The organism is Xanthomonas sp. NCPPB 1128 (assembly GCF_001043115.1).
Classification (GTDB): Bacteria; Pseudomonadota; Gammaproteobacteria; order Xanthomonadales; family Xanthomonadaceae; genus Xanthomonas_A.
This window is the reverse complement of record NZ_LFME01000024.1, coordinates 17,816-34,743: the sequence shown is the minus strand read 5'-3', so window position 1 is coordinate 34,743 and position 16,928 is coordinate 17,816. Positions and strand designations below refer to the sequence as shown.

Sequence of the window (16,928 nt, the reverse complement as noted above, 5' to 3'; positions counted from 1 at the left end):
GCCGCACCGGCGCCCAATTCATGTTCTCAACTTGTTCGGAGAAAAACTGCGGAAACTAGGGGCGAAGTACATCTCCCACTACATCGGCTTTGACGTTAACCGATAGAGATTGATGCAAATAAGTGCACTCTGACCCCTGTTTCGCTGCAAGGGGCCGACGCGTAGCGACGACCCAACCGCCACGCGTCATCTCCACCGTCAAGCGCTTCGACTTACGGCCCCGCCCCGGCAACCCACCTTCAAAACCGAGCGGCTACGGCGCCACCTTGCACCTGTGTCGCTTCTTAGCCGCAGGCGGCGTCCCCGCCGGCGCAGCCGTGATCAGCAAGGCGCCATTGGGCATCGTGATGCGCACCTTGCCGCCCACCGCGAAGCCGATACCTTCCAGCCATAGGCCATACAAGCGCAGGCTCGGCACCTGCCGCCCACCCGCATGCCGTTGCGGTCCACATCGTGGTAGCGATAGCCGTGGTGCATTGCGTGGGCCGACGCGGGACCTAGCGCCTGAGCACTAGGTTCTTGTCAGCGTCGGGGTGTAACGGCGGCGCCGACGCGGCAAGCAGCGACTCGGCGACGACGGCATCTAAGGCTTTAGCCAGCAGGGCTTTGTCTTGACGGCACGGCGAGCGGATCTGGCCTTTGAATGAGCGGCTGCACTACCGGACATGACGTCCCCCATTCGATTGGGAGTCGCCAAGTGATTTCGGGAGACCAAACCCGGCCGCGGAATTTGCCGTAGTGCGTAGATAGTTGCCTGACCCAAGAAGCTGTCAACGCTCAAAACAAAACGTCTGCAGACATTTACTGGAACCCGCGCCGGCGCGAATTAAGTCAACCCGACCCTGATATCGCGATCCATCGAGCATATCCCGACTTCAGGGCACGAGTGCAGTCACTGTCACGTCACGATCCGGAAGGGCTCCAGAACCGCCCCAACGGGTGCGCCTGCGCAACCTGACTCTTCTTCAAACACCTATTACCCCAAGTACATTGCTTGCTCCACTCCCTCGAACCTAGGAGGCCACTCTCGATCTCGCTCATCCGGATCATAGCGGTAGTTCGAACTCGAGAAGACAATTTGGACTCCATAAGCCACTGAAAGCTGCTTAAGCGCATCTACGTAATTTGCAAAATCTCCCTTCTTAATGTCTTGCTGGCGCGGCGTATCGAGCAAGAAGAACCGTGGCGAAAACCGGTCGTTCATTAAAAGAACCTCCAACGCAGCCGTCCTAACAGCCAGAACAAGCCTCGTCTTTGTGCTCCCCTTAATTGCCTTAAAATTGTCACCCACGAGATCGACCCCAAAGTCATAGTCGATTGCAATTTGCTTCGGCAAATTAACTGCGTGCAACACGCCGAGCCAATGCCGAATTCTCTCCTCTAGGGCTGACTTGACCTTGAGTAGAACGAGATCGACATTACCAGGACCTCGCATAACATTCGAGAGTTCATCATGGGTACGACTTCTTGCATCCAACTCTGCCACATAAGACTGCTCCTCCTCATGAAGTTGAGCCTCCAAGAGCAGATCCTTCTTCAACGCTATGAGCCTCTCCATGACTAATGCGGTAGCGTCGACCAAGCTCGCGGCATGAACGTCAGTTTGAAGCGCTTCCTTCTCGTGAACCTTCTTTCTCAGCTCCTGCTCAGCATCCACTAAGCTTCCGTCCAATCGCGCGACCGCGTCCTCGTGGAATTTGCGACTGCGCTCCAGATCCTTCAACTGATCTTTTAGGTAAAGCAGGCTCTTTCCATACGATTCAGAGCTATTGACAAAGAGCCCACACGCCTGATTTGCGCAAACGGAATCAAAAGACGCAAAGATCGCTCGAGCCTCTTCGTTCAGAGATAGCGTGTTGGCTTCTATTTCGATCTCATTGCTAATCGCAAGGAAGCTACTTAGCCTCGCTCTGTGCTCAGCCTTGTCCGCAGTCAGAGCGGATACTCGACGCCTCAAGAGAGCGATCTCTCCATCGAGGGTTACTTCGCTCTCGGACCGAGCGTCTCCCCCCTGCCGCAGTGATTCGAATGAGCACTGCACCTGAGCTAGCTCGTCCGAAAGCTCTGCCTCACTACGGCGGGGATGAGTCACATCAGACTCAAGCTGCCCGATAGTGCGTTGACGTCGAACAATTGAGAGATCGAGGCGCTCCAGCCGCTCTTGGAGCTCGCGCCTGAGCTTACGCTGTTCGAAGGCGTTTTTGGCCGGAAGCCTAAATACAGAACGCATGACCTCGGTGTACTGATCCTTGATGAACCTGCTGGGGGTAAAGTAAAAACTCGAATAACCCTCATCCTGATCCAAGTAAATCAACGGCAAAACCTGGGAAACATAAAGCCTGGTCGCAGCACCGGAAACGCTCACGAGAACAGGGTCGGCCCACCCCCACAGCTGAAAAATGTAACGACTGAAATCGGCCTCACTGTGGAAGGCGAGCGTTTCAGCGTCACCTGCCAACGGGTCGCTAACCTCAATGAAGAAAGCCCCCTTAAAGGATCTACGGAAAGCGTAGTATCGACCCATATGAACTACTGTAAGGACTACACATTTACAGCGCTCGTTAATATCCTCCCTAAAACTTGCGGGATACCCAAGCGCAAAAATTATGGATTGAACCACAGGCGTCTTTCCCGCGCCGTTGTCACCGAAGAGCTGCGTCACTTGATCGCCAAACTCCAGCACTCCAGAGCCCCATCCGGTCGGACCATCCGCAATGATCTCCAAGCTCACTAATTTCATTGCAAATTGATCCTCATTTGGCGCTCATTACGGAGATTTCTGTAGCTGCGGTCCATCCTGTAGAGGTTGAACGCTAAGTCGCCATCTTGTTTTAGCGCCACCCCCACTACGCGCTGACCTTCGGCGGTTGCAGAAATGGCTCGATCCCCGGCCCTCACAGAGACGAGCCCTGCAGCTTCAAGAAAGGTGAGTGCTTGAACTGTCCGCAAGCGAAGAGCAGCCGACCAACCAAGATGCTGTGCGGACCCGCGAAAGCCAGCGAAAGTGTTTTCGAAACATTCACCAATGAGCTGCCCGATCGAATCGACCTTGGGCTTGCTACGACCCTTACAGATCATAAGAATGGTGATCGCGATCAATGGCAAGTGGAACATCGCCTCATTGCTCAGCCGAGGTGGCGGGACAGGCTCGGAATTGCCGAATGACAACTCAAGACCATCTCGCTCGATGGCATCAAAAAAATCATCAAAGTCCATCAGCTCAACCTCCCACGCATTGACTCGCTTCTCACAAGCTCGGCAAGGACACCACCTAGAACCAGCTCTTTCGTAAGCATGCTTCCCAGCACGCTTGATCCCCACTTCGTCACGATGTCCAATGCCTCTCCGCGGATGGCTCCAAATGAAACCTCGCCACGCACCCATCGCTCACGCACCCGCGCGATGTCTTGGAGAATGAATTCCATGTCTACCTCATCCAAATGGCGATAGGTTCGATACCAATTATCCCAACCAACCTTCCACTGACACGCGCTATCGATGACCGGCTGCGCTGCGCCTGCTGTCTCCAGCTTGCGCTGGATGATAGATGCACTTTTTAGCGCACCCTCGTCTCCTCCGCTGAGAAGCTGCAGGTATCCACTTGCTGAAATGCTCAGCAGGCCAAGTAGATCCTCTAGCCCAATGCCGGCGAGCTGCTCGAGGGTTTGCACCTGTGGCACTTGGGCCATCTTGGGATAGGACTTTCTCTCAACCAGCGCAACGAGATTTCCCGCAATTTGCGCACTTTCTGAATGCGACAAGTCGATTTCGCTGTATGTGTAGATCGCCTTCGACGCCAAGGCTTCGTAATCGCCCCCACCGGGCTGCAAGAGAGTGAGTCCGGGCTCAATTGACAGCTTCAAGAGACGCTGCTTGATCTCCCCAGGCAGAGCGGGTCAGCGATCTTGCACGCGGAATTGAAGTGCTCGGAGAGCATGCTCAGAACGTCATTCGGCTCACTGATGCCACCTTCCAGCGCCGCAGACACCAACTCGACCTCGTCATTCAGGTTCGCGTTGGTGAGAAAGCTAACTTGCTCGCAGGATTCGCCAAATCTGACGGTATGAAGGAGAAGCTTGCCCAAGAAGCTGTCAGCTATTCGCGATGACAGGTTATTGCTGTCGTCCACGTTACCGGCCGAGTCGTTTGTGGCAACCGCAGGCGTCGGGCATGCCTTCTTCTTGGATGCTTTTTTCTTCTTTGACCTAGGGATGCCAAAGAGGTCAGCGATCGACCACAGATGGTTTCGTTTACCAACGGTTTTAACTTGGAAGAAGCGGTAGAAGTGAGCCCCGCCAACGCTTCGTCTGCTCACGAAGTCATCGTGAAATTCGCAGTAAACGCGGTCAATCGACTGGCGATCTAGCAGTTTGAGGCACTCCATGGCCGCAGCGCGGTACTGGGCCTGATAGCGGGCGATGGTGTCGCGACCAACTTGCTCCGTAGGTGCTACCTGATGGAGTTGCAGGTCCTTATTGTTGTCGCTGCCTGCCATGGCTCCCCCCTAGAATGACAGGGGGATGGTGAGGCTCGGAACACCGGTTAGTCAACGTCGCCAGGGGCAATCGCTCGAGCTCCAGAGCACGCCCGCACGTCCATCAGCGTAGAGTTGCCGGAACTCGGCTGTTGGCACCTGCCAGGGCTAGAGTCGACGCGACGGTGATTGCGGCCTGGCCCAGATTTACCTGCAACGCATTCTGTCCAGCGATAAGTCCTGTGCCGCCAAGTGTCACGCCGAGGGCGGTCTGCTTGGCTGTTCCCGGCGGGTTAGCGAACACCTTGCTGCCGCTGCGAATGAAGTCGGCCAGCCACTCTCGTCGCCTAAGGCGTACAGCATCAGCCATGCCGCCAATGGTCCATCCAACCGAGCATCGACCAACGCATGCAGCACAGGCCTGCTCGGCCCCTGACAGGCGCGGCCGTAAGCGAGCCCTGCGTCTTCCAACTTCGTAGCTGGCGAGTACGATCAGCCGCGGCCGGCGCGCGCATCACTGCCTTCTGATCAAAACCCAGCACCGATTTCCTGCCTATCCCTCGCTAAAGTAGAGCTGAGCATCAAATCAACGGGGTCGGGTTGACTTCTAACCCTTACTTTTTTCCATAGCGGACAACTTCCAATTGCCTTGTGCATAAGCTCGTAGGCGATCATGGCAACGGCTCCCAAGCATTGACGACAGGAACTCCCGTGGGCTCGAAGTCAGATACGTTGCGCGTGACCACCGCCATGCCATGCACCAGCGCCGTCGCCGCAATGAGCGCGTCGCGCTCGCCGCGCTTGTCGGGTACATGCAACCGAGCGCAGCGTTGCGCTACAGCGGTATCGATCGGCAATGTACGCCCTGCGAACTCGGGCAGTACGTGCTGCTCTAGCCACGAGCGCAGCATGGCGCCCTGGGTAGCATCTTTGCGTTCGATCGACAGGATGCCAAGCTCCAGCTCCATGACGGTGATGGCCGAGATGAAGAGATCGGCGGCATCGACGCTTTCTGTCCACGCCGCCACATTTGCATCCGCCCTGCCGAGCCGCACCTTGCGCAACTCGGACAGCACGTTGGTGTCGAGCACGTACATCACGAAAGATCAGCCGGCTGGGCTCCAATCGTCACGCGCGGCGGCTCAAACTCGACGTCTGCAATGCCCGGCATCGCCAGCGCATCGGCAATGTTGCGCCGCTGCCTGGTCAGCCGTTGATAGTCTTCGAAGCTCAACAGCACGTGCGCAGGCTTGCCGCGGTCCGTGATGAACACAGGGCCGCTCCTGGTGGCCTTCTTTGCCCGCGTCACGTCCTGATTCAGCTCCCGACTTGATAGGGTTGTGATGGTCATAAAGCACCTCCTAAACCTGTCCAATGTAGTTACGTTACTACAATAATGCTTGAGGGGCAAATGACTGATCAATACGGCGACGGGACCCTCGGTCAGGCAGCCCTTCCTATCGAGAACGGGCCAGGTCCATTCCAAACCTCCGCTTATTTTCGAGAGCGGACAAAAGGAAATCGCCGTTGCATGCTACTGGTAGCCACTAGCAATCGCTGCCGCCCGCATCACATCGCTCCACGCAGCTATCGCTGCCAGGACTAGCTCCCCACACCTCTGCCAGTTAACCTGGTAACACGCGAAAGGAGCTATATGGCACGAGGCACAGACTGGTCACATGAAGAAGTGGAGGCCTGCGTCGCCGACTACTTGCACATGCTCACGCTCGAACTGAACGGCCAGAGGTATAGCAAGACCGTCCATGCACGTGCGCTGACCGAGCGGCTTGACGGGCGCAACAGGGCCGCCATCGAGTTCAAACACTGCAACATCAGCGCAGCCCTTCTCGCACTCGGCTACCCGTACATTGATGGCTACAAGCCGCGTGGCAATTACCAGACCCTGTTGTTCGACGTGGCGGGAAGTCAAGCGCAGTCGAACGATGCACTACAGGCCGCCGCTCAATCCGCCGTGCTACGACCTGCCGTGATGATTGCCCCGGAGGATACGGAAGCCGTATGGGTTCCGGCACCGACAGCGGCACGGGTACGAGAGACACCACCTATCTATCTGCCCCGATTCTCGCCTATGCGACGTGACTACCTGGCACAAGAAGCGAGGAATCAATCGTTGGGCCGGGCCGGCGAGTTGTTCGTAATGGAGTTGGAAACCCGCCGCCTTCATGCAACTGGCCAGAAACGCCTGGCCAATCGGGTCGAACACATAGCCGCTTCTCAAGGCGATGGTCTAGGCTACGACATACTGTCCTACGAGACTGATGGCCGAGAACGACTCATCGAGGTAAAGACCACCGCGTTCGGCATCCTGACTCCATTCCATGTCAGCCACAACGAACTAGCGCGCTCGGAAGTCGATGCTGACAAATACCGCCTCTATCGTCTCTTCGACTTCCGTGCAAAACCACGCCTATTCGATCTACCTGGCGCTATAGCTTCGCATTGCCATCTCGAGGCAACCATGTACATCGCGCGCATCTAAGACAATGGCCTCACCAACAACATGAAGCGCTACCCGCCATAAGCAGAACTTCGCGACTTTTTCCCGATGTCTATTTCAGACGAATTGCAGCCCGCTGCTGACCGAGTTTGAGCGACCAGGGCGAACTAAAGATATGCAATGGCATAGCTCCCGACGTCATCAACAGCCTGCCACCTGCGAGATTGCGCCCCAAGAGTGGAACGCCTGCTCGCGGACAGGCACCTCTCATTTGTCTGTGCTAGCAGCCGCCACGAGCTTCAGAAGCTTCGTGTATCGGACCCAATCCAGATCCGACGTCAATGGCGTCGGATCGCCTGCAAACAAGTAAATAATTCCAGGCTCATTCGGCATGTCTGGATGTACGCACGGCGAAAGATCCTTGATCTCGTTGATCGCCCCTTCGTCAATATCGAGTCGGTCGGGATGCGTGTTGTAATCCACCCAATCGAGATTTGTTGTACCGACTGGTTTATAGCGCCTGTTAAGCGCTAACCATTTTCCATCGGTGGTCTTCTGCAAACAGTAAGGAAGCTGGGTATGCGAAAAACAAGGCATGGATGCAAATTCCTTGGCAAAGGTAACGGCAGCGTCAGTTTCGATCACTTCTTTAGGGAGCGGGTAGCGCTGGAAATATAACCCCTGCTTGGCCAATCCTACGAGAACTGGAAGCTCCAACTCAAGTAAAACGCACCAAAACCGGGGCCAAGCTCACTTTTTTCACGCCCGCTTATTTTTTAAGAGCAGGCAAAATTGATTTGCATGCTTGTGGCCCACCAACAACCGAATTAGCACGCTAAGCACATGAAAAATATTAATTTTTCGAAATATATTTACGATCTAGACTCACACTTTGACTCACTTTTCCATCTGATGCTGCTGGACGTCTTTGGACAACTCTGAACGTCCGAGAGGGTGGCAGTGGGCTGCGTGCTCTGCACTATCGCTGTGCGCCCAAGTCGGAACAAGGGCGGGATCTTCGTGCCATCGGCCTCTTGCCTGCTCAGACTACTTCCGACCAAAAGAAGAAGTTCAGAAAGTGCTGCGAGACCTCGCCGGAAAGAAGGAACTTCAGGAGGTTCCTACTGATCGCTTCGCAACCCTGAGCATCCCTTCCGGCCACTAAGGGCAGTAGCACACCGATCAAACGTTTGGCCCGGCCCCGCGTAATCCGTGATGGCTAGGATCAGCACGATCCACGCCAAGGCCTGGACCTTTGCCGCCAGCACGGCACCCGCCTGAATTCAGGCGCCGGGCCAGCCAAGCCAAACGCGATGCCACGCCTGCTCCCGGCGATGTCGTGGGCCTGCGCTCGACTTGAAATGATACCGATCGGTCTATATCATCCGCGGCAAATCCACCGCCGGAGTGATCATGAGCAAGGTTCGCGAGCGCATCCTGGATGTCGCCACCAATCTCTTCTATCGGCAGGGGATTCAGGCGGTCGGCGTAGACGCCATCATCAGCACCGCGGAAGTCGCCCGCATGAGCTTCTATCGGCACTTTCGGTCGAAGGAAGGTCTGGCGTTGGCAGTGCTGGAGCGGCGCGACGAACGACTCTGCGCCTGGTTCGAGCAGGAGGTCGAGCGCTTGGCGCCCGATGCAAATCTGCGGCCGCTGGCAGTGTTCGACGCCTTGGCGATGCGCCTGGCCAGCCCCGACTACCGCGGTTGCGCCTTCCTCAACACCATCGCCGAGACGCCGCCGCCCAGCCACGCACTGCATCGGGCTGCGGCTGCGCACAAGCACCGCTTTGAGGCCTACTTCGCCCGTTTGTTGCGAGCGGCCGGGCTGGACGAAAGCGCGGCCGGCGATCTCATGCTGCTGTTCGACGGGGCCGTGGTCACCGCGGTTCGCGAAGGAAATCCGACCCCCGCCACGCGGGCAAAAAACATGGCGGCGCGAGTGCTCGGCATCGCGCCGGCGAACTGAGTCAGTGTCTTACTGAAAGAGTAGTTATGTCTACGAAAGTTGTGTCGCAAGACCCGGTCGCTCGCGGCGAACGGTTGTTGCAGTTGGATGTGCTGCGCGGCCTGTCCTTGTTCGGCGTGCTGCTGGTCAATATCGGTTACTTCTGCGGTGCCGATTTGGCGCGGCAAGCCGGGGTCGCCTATCCGCTGGGAGACTTCGGTGGCTTGGCCGGCGACCTCGTTAGGGTGCTGTTGGAGAACAAGGCGGCGGCGCTGCTGTCGATCCTGTTCGGTGCCGGGCTCGCCATCCAGGCCGATCGTGCGTCCGACAAGGGTCAGTCGCCCTGGCCGTTTGCGCTGCGTCGCAGCGCGGTGCTCGCCCTGCTGGGCAGCGCGCACACGTTCTTGTTGTGGAACGTCGACATCCTGCTCGACTACGCACTGATCAGCTTGATGGTTCTGCCCTTCCTGCGGCTGCCGGCCGGCCGGGTGCTGTGGGCGATCCCGGTGGTGCTGATCGTCTCGGCGGTGATTGCCGGGCCGATGCTGGCGCTTGCAACGGATCTGCCGCCGGCGCAAACCTACACCCTTGGTCTCCAGCACTACGGGCAAGGTGGGTGGCTCGACGCCCTGCAATACCGATGGTGGGAAACGCTGCATGTGATCGGCCCGATGCGTATCGCCGATCGCTTCGTCATCCTGGCGCCGTTCTTCATCGTCGGCGTTGCGGCCTGGAAGGGCGGATGGCTTTCGGCGCCGGACGCGCATCGGCGGCGGCTGCGGCAGGTCTTCGTGCTCTGCTTCAGCTTCGGGCTGGTGGCCAACGCGGTGCCGCAGGAGGCGCAGCATGCCTGGGTGAATCAGCTGGCACTGCAGCCGCTGCGGGTCTTGATCAAGGCGACATTCTTCCTCGCCAAGTTCGCGCTGACTCTGGGCTACGCGGCCGGCATCCTGTTGCTGCTGCAGCGATCGCGCTGGCGCGTGTGGCTGGGTGTGTTCGCGCCGCTCGGTCGCATGGCGCTGACCCAATACCTGCTGCAGTCGCTGGTCTGCACATGGATCTTCTACGGCTTCGGTCTGGGCCAGTACGGGCGGATGCCGCTCGACCTGGCGCTGGCGCTGGGCGTGCTGCTGTTCGCTATGCAGGTGATCAGCAGCCGCTGGTGGTTGGCGCGCTTCAGCATCGGCCCGGTGGAGTGGCTGTGGCGGCGATTGAGCTACGGCGGCATTCGCCAGCGCCCGCCGGCGCTCGCAGCGGCCGGGGCGGAGGCTGAACAGGCCCGAAGCCGGTAGCGTGGGTGATGCCGCGTCGCGGCATTAGCGCCGTGTTTTTGCGCCTGTCGGCGTGGCGGTGTGCGGGCGGATTTAGCGCCATGAGCGCGTCGCTGCGGCCGCCGGCATCGACAAGACCCGGGATACTGGGATGCCGTCAATCTACCTCACAGCCGCGCCGGCTACGCAGCTTTCCTTGGCTGAGCGCTGGCAGATCTCCCAGGGCCGACTAAATTGGGCGAATTGCGCCGAACGAAGCTGAAGAAGACCTCCGCCCATGCTGCTACGCCCGATCCATCACGGCAAGGGAATGTCATGGCCCGCTACCATCACGTTGATTACAGCCCACAACTGCTTCCGGCCGACCTCCAAGCGCAGTGGGTGCCGGCCAGCAACCTTTGGTGGAGGCCGTAATGACCGCTAAGGGTCGGAGGCGGACACTGGCTGGTAGGCGCTGGGAGGATGGTCGGCTCCAGCTGAACTCCATAGGTGCCCCGGGCAGATCCCGCTTTGGGTCTGAATCGGACCTCGCTGGTCGGCGCCGTTAGGCGGTCAGCCACAGCTGGAACGGTGACGCAGGACACCAGTGCGCGCAGTTGCAGTGCGCGCTTGGAATCCCGATAGCAGACGGCATACACTGGCCGCGGCGCCCGCCATGCTTGCACACGAGCAAAAACAGGCCGCAACCCCTGATCGACTCTTCTTCTGGCCAGCTGCCGGGGACTTAAACGTGTGCGCCTGACCCGGATCGGCTTGGCCATCGAGGACGAGTCATGAAAATCAAGCAATACGCGTTTCATGTCCATGCGCACCTTCGGGCGCGGGCTTGGCGTCGCTTACCCGCAGCCAGGTCCATGAGCTGCTGGCTGCGGCCGCTGGATACGCAACCCATGCCGCGTTCCATCACCAAGCCGCGTGGTGCGACGTGGCCTGGCGCGATACCGGCCTCGCGCCGGATGAGGACCGCGTCATCCAGCGGTGTCTGCAATTTGGGCTGTCACCCGACGAGGCGGCGCGCGCAGCCCAAGGCTTGGTCAACCTTCTTGGCGCATCCGGCTACGCGCCGGTGCGTTTTGAGGAGCTGATTTCCGCGCTCGGGAATGATGAAGACGAGTGGGCGGAAGCTGACGAGGCGGAGTCGGCCGTCGTTGCCAAGTGGCTGTCGATCGGCCTGATCAGCCGCATGCAGCAAGGGGGTGATGCACTGCTCGGCGAGCTTCCATTACTGCTCGAAGGGTTGGAGACCGCCGCAGCCCGCGGCATAGCCGCTGCGCACTTGGCGACCGCGTACATGCTCGAGCCGTATGGGGGCCTGCCAGACGAGGACGACCGCCGTTTCGGTCGCGAGCTGCGCCGGCGTGCTCAGTGGTCGGCCGAGCCAGTGAGCTTCGCGGAGTTCGCCGCGGGCGCAGGTACGTTTGTTCGGGTGGTGGCGAAACATCGGTACCACCTCCTTGCGGCGGCCCGGGGTGGGGACAGGCGCGCGATGCTGGTCACCGCAGAGCGATACGGCGATCCTTCGATGCTCGAGCTCGAGCCGTCGGATGAAATGGATCCGTACGACATGGCTGACCTAGCCGATGCACATGGCCGACCCGAGCTCGCGTACCAATGGCTGACCGCGCTCGCACGCGAAGGTGAGGTGTCCGCCATGCGCGAGCTCATCGAAGACCGGGGCGAGACACCCTTCCGCGCCTGGGTCTGGATGCACCTGTCGCGCATGCTGGGTCAGGACCTGGGCCAGGACCGGCATCAAGCGATCAAAGAGAACGGCACTCCGTATGACGACGAAGTCGGCGGGCCAGCGTATGTCGGGGGCGTCGACGGGATCGAACTGGCTCCGCTCGCGGCCGAGGAGAACAGACGCGCCAAAGAAGAGGCAGCTCAGCTGTTCGCCGCAATCGAGGAGCGCTAGACCTGACCTGATCGAGTTAGGTCGTGGGCGGGCTCCCGGTCAGGGGCGCTCGCCCAGATTTTTGCGTGGACGTGCGCCATGCGCGCACCGTCAGATTGGTCTCACGCGTCGTAGCAGGTTGCTTCACTGTAATCGACGAGGTCCGCTTTCGGCCAAGATAAGACTTCCGCTACTTGGTCCGTCCTTAGCGGCCAGAGCAAAGTCTTAGCTCCAATTAATTGAGATATAAGCCATAGTGCTCGCGAGTGGCTTGGTTCGGAAATAAGAATTCCGAGTAGTTGAGCCAAGACGGATCTTGCTTGATGTTCGTATAGAACTTGCATCCTGAGCAATGCCGAGCATAGACATCCGCAAGCGCTCTCTGTACTCCCACCTCACTCTTCGCGTAAACGTAGTGCAGCTGCTCAAAGTTGTGAGTGAATGTTCCCGCGTAAACGCAAGGTGTGTGCTTCGCAACTTCTTCAACGATCCGCTCTTGCAAATCATTCAAGCGCTTGAGGTCATCTTTGTCTGGCAGACCATCACTTCGGCTGGTTTTGTAAGTGGGTCCGGTGACGACCAAGTGGGGATAGTCGACCTGGGGAGCGACTTTGCGCAGTGCTAGATTCAGCCGAATCGAGCCTGGTCTGTCAGCGTATGAGGCCATGTAGGCCCACCATTTTTCTGGCCACGGCGGAAGCGAAGAAGCCGCGGTGGTCGACAGAGCAGCCAGAAAAGCACTAACTATTCGGTTCATTCCATCCTCCTTGATGAGTTTAACTTACGCGCAGAGAACTACCACATGCCGGATACTGCCACGTCAGACTGACGCCAGCTACCGCCCAAGGGCGGTCTTTGTACGCAGTCCGATGTCGCTACTGGCCGTATCATCATCTGAATCCGTCTTGCTATAGGGGGCTGGAACTTGGGGTGCTTCCGAATCGACGAAAGCGGCTACACAGGCTTTGACCTGCTGAACCCGGAGCAGAGATTTCAAGGTGCGACGGCGATCGCCATCAGTGACGACGAGGCCAGGCGCCTGATCCGGGAGCACTTTCCAACGCTGCAGGCCAGCGAACTCAAGTACCGGGCGTTGGCCCGCCGTCCCGCCAATCACTGCCGCCTGATGGCGCTGCAGCGCGACTTGTTGAACCATCACAAGTGCGTGACCTACGTCTGCGACAAACGCTACCTGCTGCTGTTGATGTTCCTCGACTATGCGGTAGAGCCGTTCTACTACGAGCGCGGGATGGACTTCTACGAAGACGGGCAGAACTATTCGCTCGCGTCGTTGCTGTACACGGTAGGGCCGACGCTTCTCGGGCCAGGCGCGCTCGACCGTTTGCTGGCATGCTTCCAGAGCGCGGTGAAAGAAAAGAGCCCCGAATCGCTCGCGGCGCTGGTGGAAGCGGCCCGTGCGTCGCGCTGGCGAGAGCTGCCAGAGGCGCTCGGCCCGCTTGCGCAGTTCTGTGCCCCTGAATGCCTGGCGGCAATCGCCACCGCAGGCGTCAGCACCGATGCGGCCTTCGTGGTCCTGCAGTCCTTGGTCAGTCGGATGGAAGCGATGGCCGGCGGTCCTTATCAGGTCGAGCACGATCAGTCGAAGAACCTGCTCACCTATCACGATCTTCTGCAGCGCTACATACGCCACGAGGACGTGATCACATTCCGCCAATCGGAGATCGCAAGCCTCACCTTCCCGCTCAAACTGCAGTCGGTGACCCAGGTCGATTCCAAGTCCAGTCCGGCGGTGCAACTGGCGGACGTGATGATCGGCGCGGCCATCGAGGCGGCCAACACGCTGACCGGACAACGCGCCGGGGCGCTGGATGCCCATAAGGTCATGGCGATGTACGCCGATCACCAATTGATCCACATGTTGCCCTCGATCGATTTCGAGGAGCAGAAGCGCTTCCGCCAGGGAACCCAGGCGGGACAGCTCATCGACTACTTCGCCAAGAACTTCCACCAGCCGTAACCACGAATGGAAACAAGGCCAGCCAGCGCCCGGGCGCGGGTGGCCGATCAACAACGCCAAGGACGCCGCTCAGAGCGTCCTTCTGTGTAGAGGGGCTGCATGGCAAGCATTCGTTCGGAATACCACGGTTTCATGGCGCACTTAGCCCAGCGACACGTGCACGACGACGTGCGGCGGCTCGCACATCTGGTGCTCGATCACCTGCAACCACTTTCCGAGGTCGGTGCTGTGCGCCGCGGGCGTTCCACGCGCCTGGCGCCGCTAGCCATCGCCCATCTGGCGCGGACAGCTGTCGCGTACGACGGGAACGCCCGTGGCCCCGAGACCGGGCCGGCGCTTGGGAGACTGCACCAGCTCGAGGTCGGGCCGTTTCGCGGATTCATGCGGCAGGAGACGTTCGACCTCAGCCATGACATCACCTTGGTCTACGGTGCCAACGGCACGGGCAAGAGCAGCTTCTGCGAGGCCCTGGAAGTTGCGATGCTCGGTTCGATCAGCGAAGCGCAGGCCAAGCGGGTCGACCAACGAACCTACTGCAACAACGCGCGCCTGCGCCGCCACGTCGCCCCAGTCCTGTCGTCCAAGACGGCGGACGAGGCGCAGGCCGTCCAGCCCGATGAAGCCGAGTACCGCTTCTGCTTCATCGAGAAGAACCGCCTCGACGACTTCGCCCGCATCGCCGCGCGCACCCCGAGCGATCAGCGTCAGCTCATCGCAACCCTGTTCGGCGTGGACCAGTTCAGCGAGTTCGTGCGCGGCTTCAACCCCTCGCTCGATCAGGACCTGATGCTTGCCGGCGTCCAGGCGGCGGAGCTGGCACAGCGTCGCCTGCAGTTGGCGAACTCCGAGCAGACGATCGCCGCCTACCCGCAAAAGCTCGCAGCGGTCGAGGGCCAGGAGCAAGCCCTGGCGCAGCGCATATCGCCCGGCACGACCTTCCAGGCCTGCGTGGACTGGCTCCTCGGTACGCCGCAACAGCAGGGGCGGTTGCCGTATGTCCAGGCACAGCTGGACGCCAACCCGCCTGCCATTCACGAGGTGACCCAAGCCCGCCTGCAGGCGTTGCTGGCAGAGGCTTACCGCATCCAGGGACTGTGGCAGGCGTCGTCCTCGCAACTCGCGGCCCGCGCCGGCGAGGTGTCGTACGCAAAGCTCTACGAGGCCGTACTGGCCCTGGCCGACGGTGCGACCGCGTGTCCCGCCTGCGGCACAGGACTGGCCGCCGTGGCGCAAGATCCGTTTGCCAGGGCTCGAACGGGTCTGGACCAGCTCGCACAACTGGCGGCCCTCCAGCAGCAGGAGACCGGGCTTCGGACGCAGCTGAGCGAGGCGGTCAGAGCTCTATGGGATGAAATTCGCCGCGTGCTTGTGGCGACTGCGGCCGCCTGTCCTGCCGAACTGCATGCCGCAGGCCTGCCGCTGCTGCCTCCCACGGCTGCGGGCAACTGGCTCGGCGCGTGGGTCGACGGTGACCAGCGCGCCTGGCAAACCTTGTTGCGGATCGCCGACATCATCGAGGGCTTCGACGCGCAGGCGCGCGTCGTGCATGCCCAGCGCGGCGCGCTGGCTCAGGAGCGGGACCGACTGCAGCAGCACCAGTTAGAGATCGAACGGCTGCGGACCCTGCGCTCGACGGCCGATCAGGACTTGGCGGCCGCCCGCCAGACCGTAGCCCAGTTCGACGAGGCAAACCGCGAGCTGATCCTGGCTGTCGCGGCCGAAGTGCCGGTAGTGGCGCACCATCAGCGGATCAAAGCCGCCTACGACCGCTTCCTGCCCGAGATCCAGGCCTACCTGACCGCTCTGCCGGGTGTGCTGCTGCAGGGGCTGGGCGAACAGGCCCGGCATCTTTACAACGCATTAAACCGAGCCGATCCGCCCGGCGATCTGCTGCACGCTCTGTGGTTGCCGGTGGCGGAGAACGGCAAGATCGAAGTGGAGTTCGCGGGGGAGCCGGGCATGCGCTACGACGCGCTCATCGTCTTCAGCGAAGGGCACATCAAATGTCTTGGCCTGGCGATCCTGCTCGCCAAGAACATCGCGCAGGGCTGCCCCGTGGTCATCTTCGACGACGTCGTCAACGCGATCGACGACGACCACCGCGATGGCATCTGGCGCACCTTCTTCGAGGACGGTCTGCTCGACGGCAAGCAGGTCATCCTCACCTCCCACGCCGAGGAATTCCTGCACCGTATCCAGCAGGAGCTGGGCGTGCGGCGTGCGGCAGTCATCAAGCGCTACAAGTTCCTCCCGCATCAGGGAGAGCACGAGCTACGCGTCGACAGCGACCCGCCGACGAAGAACTACGTGCTGCTGGCCCAGCAGGCGTTGGCCGCCGACGAGAAGCGCGAAGCGCTGCGCCAGGCGCGGCCGGCGCTGGAGAGTCTGACGGACCGCCTCTGGACATGGTTGGGCCGGCGGGCGGACGGTCGAATCGACATCAAGCTGGGTGGACCGCGCTCACCTTGGGAGTTGAACAACAAGTGCAGCAAACTTCGATCGGCGATCGATCGGATCGCTGCACAGCACGTCGGGGCGCCGCAGGCGGTCGCCGCGCTCGCGGCACTGCTCAATGTCAACGGCGCCAGTATCGAGTGGGGATACCTCAACAGCGGCGTGCACGACGCCCAGCGTGACCACGAATTTGACCGTGCCACTGTGCGCACAATAGTGGAGTCCGTCACTGCATTAGACGCAGCATTAGAAGCATTGCAGAACCGCTGAGCAACGGCCTTAGGTCGTCCGAGCTAAGGATGACTGTGGGACATCGACCTTACCCAGCATCCTAGACCCATGACCGACGCCCAACCGATGCCCGCTTTGTGTCGATAGCAGTCATCTTCTCCGATCAATCTCGCTCCGACTAGACGTTGGTTCAAGCATCCAGTTCATGTAGCTGCGGT

At 60.0% G+C, this 16,928-nt stretch carries 14 protein-coding genes; 6 read left to right on the top strand and 8 right to left on the bottom strand.

The features are described from left to right. Positions 1 to 976: 976 nt before the first annotated feature. The 6 genes from ACP93_RS14700 to ACP93_RS14680 form a co-directional block, all read right to left on the bottom strand. On the bottom strand, positions 977 to 2,740 hold the full coding sequence (locus ACP93_RS14700; RefSeq protein WP_131721658.1) for a coiled-coil domain-containing protein: 1,764 nt from the start codon (positions 2,738 to 2,740) through the stop codon (positions 977 to 979). After that, the gene (locus ACP93_RS21880) at positions 2,737 to 3,216 is read right to left on the bottom strand and encodes a hypothetical protein (protein ID WP_131721657.1); all 480 of its coding nucleotides are present in this window, start codon (positions 3,214 to 3,216) and stop codon (positions 2,737 to 2,739) included. The genes ACP93_RS14700 and ACP93_RS21880 overlap by 4 nt, the downstream gene beginning before the upstream one ends. Next, positions 3,216 to 3,863: a hypothetical protein gene (locus ACP93_RS21875; RefSeq protein WP_131721656.1), complete on the bottom strand. Its 648-nt coding sequence runs from the start codon at positions 3,861 to 3,863 to the stop codon at positions 3,216 to 3,218. The genes ACP93_RS21880 and ACP93_RS21875 overlap by 1 nt, the downstream gene beginning before the upstream one ends. Further along, entirely contained in the window at positions 3,860 to 4,495 is a 636-nt protein-coding gene (locus ACP93_RS14690) for a dsDNA nuclease domain-containing protein (RefSeq protein ID WP_048491420.1), read from the bottom strand. The genes ACP93_RS21875 and ACP93_RS14690 overlap by 4 nt, the downstream gene beginning before the upstream one ends. Before the next feature lie 650 nt (positions 4,496 to 5,145). Then, complete coding sequence (locus tag ACP93_RS14685) at positions 5,146 to 5,571, bottom strand: type II toxin-antitoxin system VapC family toxin (RefSeq protein WP_048491419.1); 426 nt, start codon at positions 5,569 to 5,571, stop codon at positions 5,146 to 5,148. Beyond that, a complete protein-coding gene (locus ACP93_RS14680) occupies positions 5,571 to 5,825 on the bottom strand; it encodes a type II toxin-antitoxin system Phd/YefM family antitoxin (RefSeq protein WP_048491418.1) in 255 nt (84 codons plus the stop codon). Before ACP93_RS14680 ends, ACP93_RS14685 begins: the two co-directional genes overlap by 1 nt. A 366-nt stretch (positions 5,826 to 6,191) precedes the next feature. Here ACP93_RS14680 and ACP93_RS21270 point away from each other — a divergent pair, with 366 nt between their 5' ends. Further along, positions 6,192 to 6,974, top strand: a complete 783-nt coding sequence (locus tag ACP93_RS21270) for a protein NO VEIN domain-containing protein (RefSeq protein ID WP_228136055.1) — start codon at positions 6,192 to 6,194, stop codon at positions 6,972 to 6,974. A gap of 225 nt (positions 6,975 to 7,199) precedes the next feature. Here the strand turns inward: ACP93_RS21270 and ACP93_RS21870 are convergent, their stop codons facing one another. Then, positions 7,200 to 7,625 (bottom strand): hypothetical protein, encoded by a 426-nt coding sequence (locus ACP93_RS21870; RefSeq protein WP_131721655.1) that lies wholly within the window; start codon positions 7,623 to 7,625, stop codon positions 7,200 to 7,202. A 720-nt stretch (positions 7,626 to 8,345) separates the two neighbouring features. Between ACP93_RS21870 and ACP93_RS14675 the strand changes: the two genes are divergently transcribed. The 3 genes from ACP93_RS14675 to ACP93_RS14665 all read left to right on the top strand — a co-directional run bounded on the left by ACP93_RS14675 (position 8,346) and on the right by ACP93_RS14665 (position 12,068). Next, the gene (locus tag ACP93_RS14675) at positions 8,346 to 8,903 is read left to right on the top strand and encodes a TetR/AcrR family transcriptional regulator (RefSeq protein ID WP_053069772.1); all 558 of its coding nucleotides are present in this window, start codon (positions 8,346 to 8,348) and stop codon (positions 8,901 to 8,903) included. A gap of 26 nt (positions 8,904 to 8,929) precedes the next feature. Then, positions 8,930 to 10,174 (top strand): DUF418 domain-containing protein, encoded by a 1,245-nt coding sequence (locus ACP93_RS14670; RefSeq protein ID WP_082143492.1) that lies wholly within the window; start codon positions 8,930 to 8,932, stop codon positions 10,172 to 10,174. Between the two features lie 805 nt (positions 10,175 to 10,979). After that, positions 10,980 to 12,068 (top strand): hypothetical protein, encoded by a 1,089-nt coding sequence (locus ACP93_RS14665; protein WP_048491416.1) that lies wholly within the window; start codon positions 10,980 to 10,982, stop codon positions 12,066 to 12,068. 214 nt (positions 12,069 to 12,282) lie between these two features. Here the strand turns inward: ACP93_RS14665 and ACP93_RS21265 are convergent, their stop codons facing one another. Then, positions 12,283 to 12,804, bottom strand: coding sequence for a DUF695 domain-containing protein (locus tag ACP93_RS21265; RefSeq protein WP_082143491.1), 522 nt, complete (start codon positions 12,802 to 12,804; stop codon positions 12,283 to 12,285). A gap of 168 nt (positions 12,805 to 12,972) precedes the next feature. Between ACP93_RS21265 and ACP93_RS14660 the strand changes: the two genes are divergently transcribed. Both ACP93_RS14660 and ACP93_RS14655 read left to right on the top strand, forming a co-directional pair. Next, positions 12,973 to 14,025 carry a DUF3800 domain-containing protein gene (locus ACP93_RS14660; RefSeq protein ID WP_048491415.1) on the top strand — a complete coding sequence of 351 codons (1,053 nt, stop codon included), beginning with the start codon at positions 12,973 to 12,975 and terminating at the stop codon, positions 14,023 to 14,025. 99 nt (positions 14,026 to 14,124) lie between these two features. Then, positions 14,125 to 16,749 carry an AAA family ATPase gene (locus tag ACP93_RS14655; RefSeq protein WP_048491414.1) on the top strand — a complete coding sequence of 875 codons (2,625 nt, stop codon included), beginning with the start codon at positions 14,125 to 14,127 and terminating at the stop codon, positions 16,747 to 16,749. Positions 16,750 to 16,928 lie beyond the last annotated feature (179 nt).

Coding starts and splice junctions, on each gene's coding strand:
- ACP93_RS14700 (WP_131721658.1), bottom strand. CDS start 2,740: ATGAAATTAGTGAGCTTGGAGATCATTGCGGATGGTCCGACCGGATGG.
- ACP93_RS21880 (WP_131721657.1), bottom strand. CDS start 3,216: ATGGACTTTGATGATTTTTTTGATGCCATCGAGCGAGATGGTCTTGAG.
- ACP93_RS14690 (WP_048491420.1), bottom strand. CDS start 4,495: ATGGCAGGCAGCGACAACAATAAGGACCTGCAACTCCATCAGGTAGCA.
- ACP93_RS14685 (WP_048491419.1), bottom strand. CDS start 5,571: ATGTACGTGCTCGACACCAACGTGCTGTCCGAGTTGCGCAAGGTGCGG.
- ACP93_RS14680 (WP_048491418.1), bottom strand. CDS start 5,825: ATGACCATCACAACCCTATCAAGTCGGGAGCTGAATCAGGACGTGACG.
- ACP93_RS21270 (WP_228136055.1), top strand. CDS start 6,192: ATGCTCACGCTCGAACTGAACGGCCAGAGGTATAGCAAGACCGTCCAT.
- ACP93_RS14675 (WP_053069772.1), top strand. CDS start 8,346: ATGAGCAAGGTTCGCGAGCGCATCCTGGATGTCGCCACCAATCTCTTC.
- ACP93_RS14670 (WP_082143492.1), top strand. CDS start 8,930: ATGTCTACGAAAGTTGTGTCGCAAGACCCGGTCGCTCGCGGCGAACGG.
- ACP93_RS21265 (WP_082143491.1), bottom strand. CDS start 12,804: ATGAACCGAATAGTTAGTGCTTTTCTGGCTGCTCTGTCGACCACCGCG.
- ACP93_RS14655 (WP_048491414.1), top strand. CDS start 14,125: ATGGCAAGCATTCGTTCGGAATACCACGGTTTCATGGCGCACTTAGCC.